Source organism: Brachybacterium sp. HMSC06H03 (assembly GCF_001807385.1).
Taxonomy (GTDB): Bacteria; Actinomycetota; Actinomycetes; order Actinomycetales; family Dermabacteraceae; genus Brachybacterium; species Brachybacterium conglomeratum.
In genome coordinates this window covers 1-6,508 of the sequence record NZ_KV788800.1, presented here as the reverse complement: position 1 = coordinate 6,508, position 6,508 = coordinate 1, and the positions used below count along the sequence as shown (strand labels likewise).

The 6,508-nt window shown below is 74.3% G+C and carries 4 protein-coding genes and 1 riboswitch; of the genes, 3 read left to right on the top strand and 1 reads right to left on the bottom strand.

The genetic code is table 11. The annotated features are described in order from the left end of the window. Positions 1-829: bifunctional hydroxymethylpyrimidine kinase/phosphomethylpyrimidine kinase (thiD, locus tag HMPREF3159_RS08990; protein ID WP_070500718.1), on the bottom strand; the 829-nt coding region annotated here is incomplete at its 3' end. 104 nt (positions 830-933) lie between these two features. Beyond that, a riboswitch (TPP riboswitch) is annotated at positions 934-1,026 on the bottom strand. A 309-nt stretch (positions 1,027-1,335) separates the two neighbouring features. Here thiD and HMPREF3159_RS08985 point away from each other — a divergent pair. The 3 genes from HMPREF3159_RS08985 to HMPREF3159_RS18115 form a co-directional block, all read left to right on the top strand. After that, positions 1,336-3,165, top strand: a complete 1,830-nt coding sequence (locus HMPREF3159_RS08985; RefSeq protein WP_070500717.1) for a hypothetical protein — start codon at positions 1,336-1,338, stop codon at positions 3,163-3,165. A 51-nt stretch (positions 3,166-3,216) separates the two neighbouring features. Beyond that, positions 3,217-4,395 carry an exonuclease SbcCD subunit D gene (locus HMPREF3159_RS08980; RefSeq protein WP_070500716.1) on the top strand — a complete coding sequence of 393 codons (1,179 nt, stop codon included), beginning with the start codon at positions 3,217-3,219 and terminating at the stop codon, positions 4,393-4,395. Further along, positions 4,392-6,508 (top strand): AAA family ATPase (locus HMPREF3159_RS18115; RefSeq protein ID WP_070500715.1); only part of this gene is annotated, 2,117 nt, incomplete at its 3' end. The genes HMPREF3159_RS08980 and HMPREF3159_RS18115, both read left to right, overlap by 4 nt.

The following is a 6,508-nucleotide window of genomic DNA, read 5'->3' as shown; positions in this document are numbered from 1 at the left end:
CGCCGCCGGCGACCCACGGCGCGGCCGAACCCGCCGCCGCGAGCCGCCGTGCCCGGTGGGCGTGGTCGACGGGGCCGTTCCCGCTCCCGACCTGCAGCTCTGCGCCGTGCAGGATCGCCTCGTGGAGCCAGTCGGTGACCCAGGCGAGCGCCGTGGCCGGGTCCTCACCGGCGCCGAGCCGGGTCGCGAGCGCCGCCGCCAGGGAGCAGCCGGTGCCGTGCGTGCTCGTCGTGTCCACCCGCGTCGAGTGCACGGGGTGGCGGGCACCGTCGGTCCCGATCCAGGTGTTGGTGACCTCGCGGCTGTCGAGATGCCCGGTCTTCACCACGACCGCGACGCCGGTCGCCTCCGACCAGCGGGCGGCCTGGGCGAGGGCCTCGTCCTCGTCGTGCGCGCGGGGCTCGCCGGTGAGGACGGCGAGCTCATCGATGTTCGGGGTGACCACGGTGGCGAGGGAGCAGAAGCGGATCATCGCCTGCTCCGCCTCGGGCTCCAGCAGCCTGTCGCCGCTGGTCGCGACCATCACCGGGTCGACCACGAGCACTCGCGGCGGATGGGCGGAGAGCCAGGTCTGGACGGCCTCGATGATCTCGGCGGTGCCGAGCATGCCGGTCTTGACCGCCTCGAGCTCGACGTCGTCGGAGACCGCGCGGAGCTGCGCGGCGAGGAACTGCGCGGGAGGGATGTGGATGTCGCTCACTCCGTGGGTGTTCTGCGCGACGACCGCGGTCACCGCCACCATGCCGAAGCCGCCCGCGGCGGTGATCGATTTGAGGTCCGCCGCGGTGCCGGCGCCTCCCGTCGGGTCGGTGCCCGCGATCGAGAGCACGCGCGGGGCCGACGGCGCGGGGCGGTCGGGTGCGGGCCGGTGGGACGCAGGCCGATCCGGCGCGGCGACGCGGGGGAGGGCAGCGGGAAAGAGGGTGCAAGGATCCGAGCTCATGCGGACATCCCTTCGCTAGTACGAACTAGATCAGGTTCCACGGGTGTGATCTCAGCGCCTCGGGCGCACCCCGTGTCCAGCGGCCGAGTGTAGGCCAGGCGGCGGCGGAGGGGCCGGGATGTCCGGGGTCGATGCCCCTCTACCGCAGGGGTCCGACAGGCGAGGCGGCCGCTCGAGAACCGGTGGATGACATTGTGGAAAAGGGGGTTCTGTGGAGGAAAGGTGTGGATGGCGAGGTGTGTGACGGCCCGAATGCAGCACTCGATGAGAAAGTTATCCACATATTCCTCCCGGGCCTTTCTTCTGTCGCTGTCGGTCACTACTGTGAAGGGGTCGGATCGAGAAGGGCGGTGCATCGACGCATCGCTGACGCGGACGGGGAGGAGGGGCCGATGAGCATCACGCAGCCGGAGCATTCGCCGGGCGATGAGATCGCCGACGGCGCGCGCGACGCAGTGCGTTCCGAGCGGTCGGATGCCGCCGCACCGGATACCTCCGCATGGGAGGTCTCCCTGCCCTCGGTTCCCGCCTCGTCGCCGGCGGTGACGGCATCGCCGTCGGCCCCTGCCGCCACCTCCCCGGACCCCGCCGACGATGCCCTGATCGCGTCGCTTCCTGCGCGTTTCTGCCGGGTCGGCGCACGCCAGGCTCGTACTCGTGACGCGCTGCCCGATCTCGGCGGCTGCGCCGACGACCCCGCCCTGAGCGAGGCCGCGCAGCGCGTGTGGGATGCGGAGCGCGCCACTGCCCTCGCGCTCGCTGCGCAGTACCGCGCCCTCGCCGCCCTGCACGAGTTCGAGGGCGAGTACGAGGACGCCTGCGAGCTCGACGAGGTCGAGACGCTCCGCGCCGCACTCGGCCTCCGGGTCACTCGCAGTGCCGCGAGCTGGCGACTGCGCGACGCATACCAGGCCGTGAACCATTTCCCGCGCACCCTCGAGAACCTCGAATCCGGGAGCATGCCGTCGGCCTGGTTCCAGAAGATGCTGAAGGCCTCGCAGAAGCTCTCCGAATCCTCCAGGAGGGATCTCGATGCCGTGATCTCGACATGGTCCACGGATATCAGTCCGGAAAGATTCTTCACGCTCCTGCGCGCCCTCATCGAGCATCTCGCCGAGCGCGAGAGCCGTCCCGATCCCGTCGCCGCGCTCGAGCGCACCGTCGAGCTGCTTCCCGGCGCGGAGGCCGGCACCGGGACCCTGAGGATCACGGGCCCGATCCCCGAGATCCTCGCCCGGTGGAAGTCGATCGACGAGTCCGCCCGCGCCGTCCAGGCGGCGCAGCGTGTGGCGCTCCGCGACGGCACACCGATCCCGCACGACCCCGACGGCGTCGTCCTCGAGACCGGCCGGGCCCTTCCGCTCCCCCGGCTGCGCTACGCCCTGATCGACACCGCCGAACTCGACGTCGACGGGGTCGCCGTCCCCGCCGAGCGGTTCCGCCTCAACGTCACGGTGCCCGTGCTGACCCTGCTCGGCGCCTCCGACCAGCCCGGCATGCTCGACGGCGTCACCCCGCTGCCGCCCTCGATGGCGCGTTCCCTCGCCGGCAGCTGCACCGTCTGGCACCGCGTCCTCACCAGCGCGAGCAGCGGCGCCTTCCTCCCGCTCCCGGCCGACCGCGTCACCCCCACCCCCGCGATGCTCGAGCACCTCCGGCTCCGCAACGGGCAGTGCGCCGTCCCCGGATGCACGCGCCCCACCTCCTGGGCCTCCGAGTGCGACCACATCGAGGAGTGCCTCCGCGGCACCCCGGGCGAGGGCGGCGCCACCGAGGTCGAGAACCTGCACCTCCTGTGCTGGCAGCACCACCTCGACAAGACGAACGGCCTGCTGGACCCCACCCGGCTCCCCACGCAGGCAGGCAAGCCCGGCCGCACCCGCTGGACCGTCGGCCGCCACGGCGACGCCGTCACTGTCCTCGACGACCTCGACCACGCCAGCCTCGAGATGGTCGAGCTGCTCACCGCCGCCTGGACCGGATTCCTGCGCGGCACCCACGTCGGCAGCCCCGTGACCAGCCCGAACAGTCCGCCGGAGCATCTCGCTGGTCGGCGTGTGCTCACCATGCCGGAGGTCGAGGAACCGACCCTGCAGACCCAGGCTCCGCCCGGGCCTCCGCCGACCGCGACGACCTCGCGCGGCGAGATTCCACCACCCCGTGCCCAGCTCCCGGAACCGCCGTCGGAGGGATGGGGCGAGTACGGTCCGCCGCCCTTCTGATGCCGCGCGCCCGTCCCTCGTCCGTCGCACCCCACCCCTACGCTCGATGACATGAAGATCCTGCACACCTCGGACTGGCACCTGGGCCGCACCCTGCACAAGGTCGACCTGCACGAGCACCAGGCCGCCTTCCTCGACTGGCTCGTCGACCTCGTCGAGGCCGAGGGGGTGGACGTGGTCGTGATCCCCGGCGACGTCTACGACCGCGCCGTGCCCGCGGTGAGCAGCGTGACCCTCCTGGACCGGGCCCTCGCCCGCCTCGCCGACACCGGCGCGACCGTGGTCCTCACCAGCGGGAACCACGACTCCCCGGAGCGGCTCGGCTTCGGCCGCTCCCTGATGCGCGCCGGCATCCACCTGCTCACCGACCTGCCCGGGATCGAGCATCCCGTCTCCGTCGAGGACGAGCACGGCGAGGTGCTGTTCTTCGGCCTGCCCTATCTCGAGCCGGACCGCGCTCGCACCGAGCTCGCTCGCGAGGGCGAGGAGCCGCTGCCCCGCAGCCACGAGGCCGTCACCCGCGCGGCCCTCGACCAGGTGCGTGAGCGCGCCGCGGCCCGGCCCGGTGCCCGCACCGTCGTCCTCGCTCACACCTTCGTCACCGGCGGCGAGGCCAGCGATTCCGAGCGCGACCTCTCCGTCGGCGGCGTCGACTCCGTCCCCGCCGGGGTGCTCGGCGGCATCGACTACCTCGCCCTCGGCCACCTCCACGGCTGCCAGGACCTCACCCGCAGCGTCGGCGCCCCCGCCTGGTATTCCGGCTCCCCGCTCGCCTTCTCCTTCTCCGAGCGCAGCCACCGCAAGTCCGTCCTCCTCGTCGAGCTGGGCGCCCCCGGGGCCGACGGGGAGCGGGCCGAGGTCGCCGTGCGCCGCATCGAGACCCCCGTCCCGCGCCGTCTCACCGAGCTGCGCGGCACCCTGGAGGAGATCCTCGCCCGTCGCGACGAGCACGCCGGGGACTGGCTGAAGGCCGTCGTCACCGACCCCGCCCGCCCCGCCCACCTGCAGGAGCAGCTCCGCGAGGCCTACCCCCACCTGCTGCTGACCGAGTACGCCCCGGAGGGCCGCGCCGCGAGCGCCGGCACCCCGGTGGTGCGCCGGGAGCAGAACCCGCTGGAGGTGATGGACGAGTTCCTCGCCCACGTCACCGGCGGCGACCCCACCGAGGCGGAGCACGACGTGCTCGAGCGCGCCTACTCCGCCGTCCGCCGCCAGCAGGAGGCCTCGTGAAGCTCCACCACCTCCGCATGACCGGGATCGGCCCCTTCGCCGGCACCGTCGAGATCGACTTCGCCGCCCTCGGCGCCTCCGGCACCTTCCTGCTCGAGGGGCCGACGGGCTCCGGCAAGTCCACGATCCTCGACGCTATCGTCTACGCCCTCTACGGGCAGGTCGCCGGCTCCGCCACCAGCGCCGACCGGATCCGCTCCCAGTTCGCCGCGCCGACGGAGCCGAGCATCGTCGACCTCGTCTTCGAGACCCCCTCGGGCCTGCACCGCGTGCGGCGCTCCCCGGAGTTCCAGCGCCCCAAGCTGCGCGGCACCGGCACCACGAAGGAGCAGGCCAAGGCCCTGATGTGGCGGATCGGGTCCCCGCAGGCCCTGCCCGCCGCGATCGCCGACACCGCCGGCGCCGGCGACGGCAGCGAGGTGATCGCCAGCCGCCTCGACGAGGTGGGCCGCGAGGTGCAGCGCGCCGTCGGCCTCACCCGCGAGCAGTTCACCCAGACCGTCCTGCTGCCCCAGAACGAGTTCGCCCGCTTCCTCCGCGCCGGCACCGGGGAGCGCCAGCAGGTGCTGCAGCGCGTCTTCGGCACCGAGACCTACGCCGCCGTCGAGAAGCAGCTCGAGGAGATGCGCAAACAGGCCAAGCGCCAGGTCGACGCCGCCCAGCAGACCCTCGGCACGGCGCTGGCGCGCTTCACCGAGGCCGTCGCCCTCGAGGACGAGGAGGGCGCCGCGCTCACCGAGCACGCCGCCGCACTGCGCCTCGAGTCCCTCGCCTCCGCGGCCGATGCCCAGCTCGGGCAGGTCACCGCCCGCGCGACCGAGACCGCCGCCGGTTCCGCCGCCGCGCAGGAGGTGGAGCAGACCGCGCGGACCGCCGCCGAGGCCGCCCGCACCGCCCGCACCCGGATCGACCGCCGCCGCGCGCTCGACCAGCTCGCGACCCGCCTCGAGACGGAGAAGCCCGAGGTCGCGAAGGCGTCGGCCGCGCTCGAGCGCGACGAGACCGCCCGCCCCGTCGTCGAGGTGCTGCGGAGACGCGACACCGCCGCCCAGGCCGCCTCCGCCGCGATCGAGGCCCTCGCCGCGCGTGCCGAGGAGATGCGACCCGCGCACCCCGACCTCGTCGACCTCCTCGCGGAGCAGGCCGAGGACCCCGCCGTCGCACTCGCCGCCGCGGCCGACGAGGCGACCGGCGCCGCCGGCGCCCTCACGGACCTCGTCGACCTCGAGACCGCGCTGCCCGAGCGGGAGAAGCAGCTCGACGCCCGCCGCGAGGCACTCACGGCCCGGGAGGAGAAGCTGAAGGCTGCGACCGTCCGGCTCGAGGAACGGCCCGCCGCCCGCTCCGCCCTCGTCACCGCGCGCGAGGAGGCCCGCACCGCCGCCTCGGGTCTCGCCGAGGCGCGGCTCGAGCTCGCCGCCGCGCAGGACGTGCTGAAGGCCGCGACCGCCGCGGCTGGCCAGGTCAAAGCCGTCGCGAAGGTCAAGGAGACGGCCGAGCGCTCCCTCCGCGCCGCCCGCACCCGCGCCGAGGAGGAGGCCACGCTGCGTCGGCGCCGCTTCGCCGGGATCGCCGCCGAGCTCGCCGCCGACCTCGAGGACGAGGCCGCCTGCCCGGTCTGCGGCTCCCACGAGCACCCCCATCCCGCGGGCCCCTCCGAGGACGCCGTCAGCCCCGAGCAGGTCGAGGCCGCCGAGGCCGCCCGCCGCGCCGCCGAGCAGGCGCAGGCCGCCGACGCACAGGCACTCGCCCTCGCCGAGCGGGAGCTCTCCGCGCTGCGCGAGGACGCCGGGGACCACACCCCCGACACCGCCCGCACCGAGGTCGAGACCCGCACTGCCGCCGTCACGGCCGCGACCACCGCCGCCGCTCGCGCCGATGAGCTCGAGACGCAGCTGAACACCTTCGACGCCGAGACCGGCAAGGCCACGCGCGCCAAGGAGGCGCTCGCCCTCGAGGTCGCCCGCGAGCGCACCGGCATCGACGAGACCGGCCGTGCGCTCGCCGCGGACCGCACCCGGATCGACGAGGCCCGCGGGGAGGACGGCTCCATCGCCGAGCGCCGCCGCGGCCACACCGCCCGCGCCCGCGCCGCGACCGCGCTCCGCGAGGC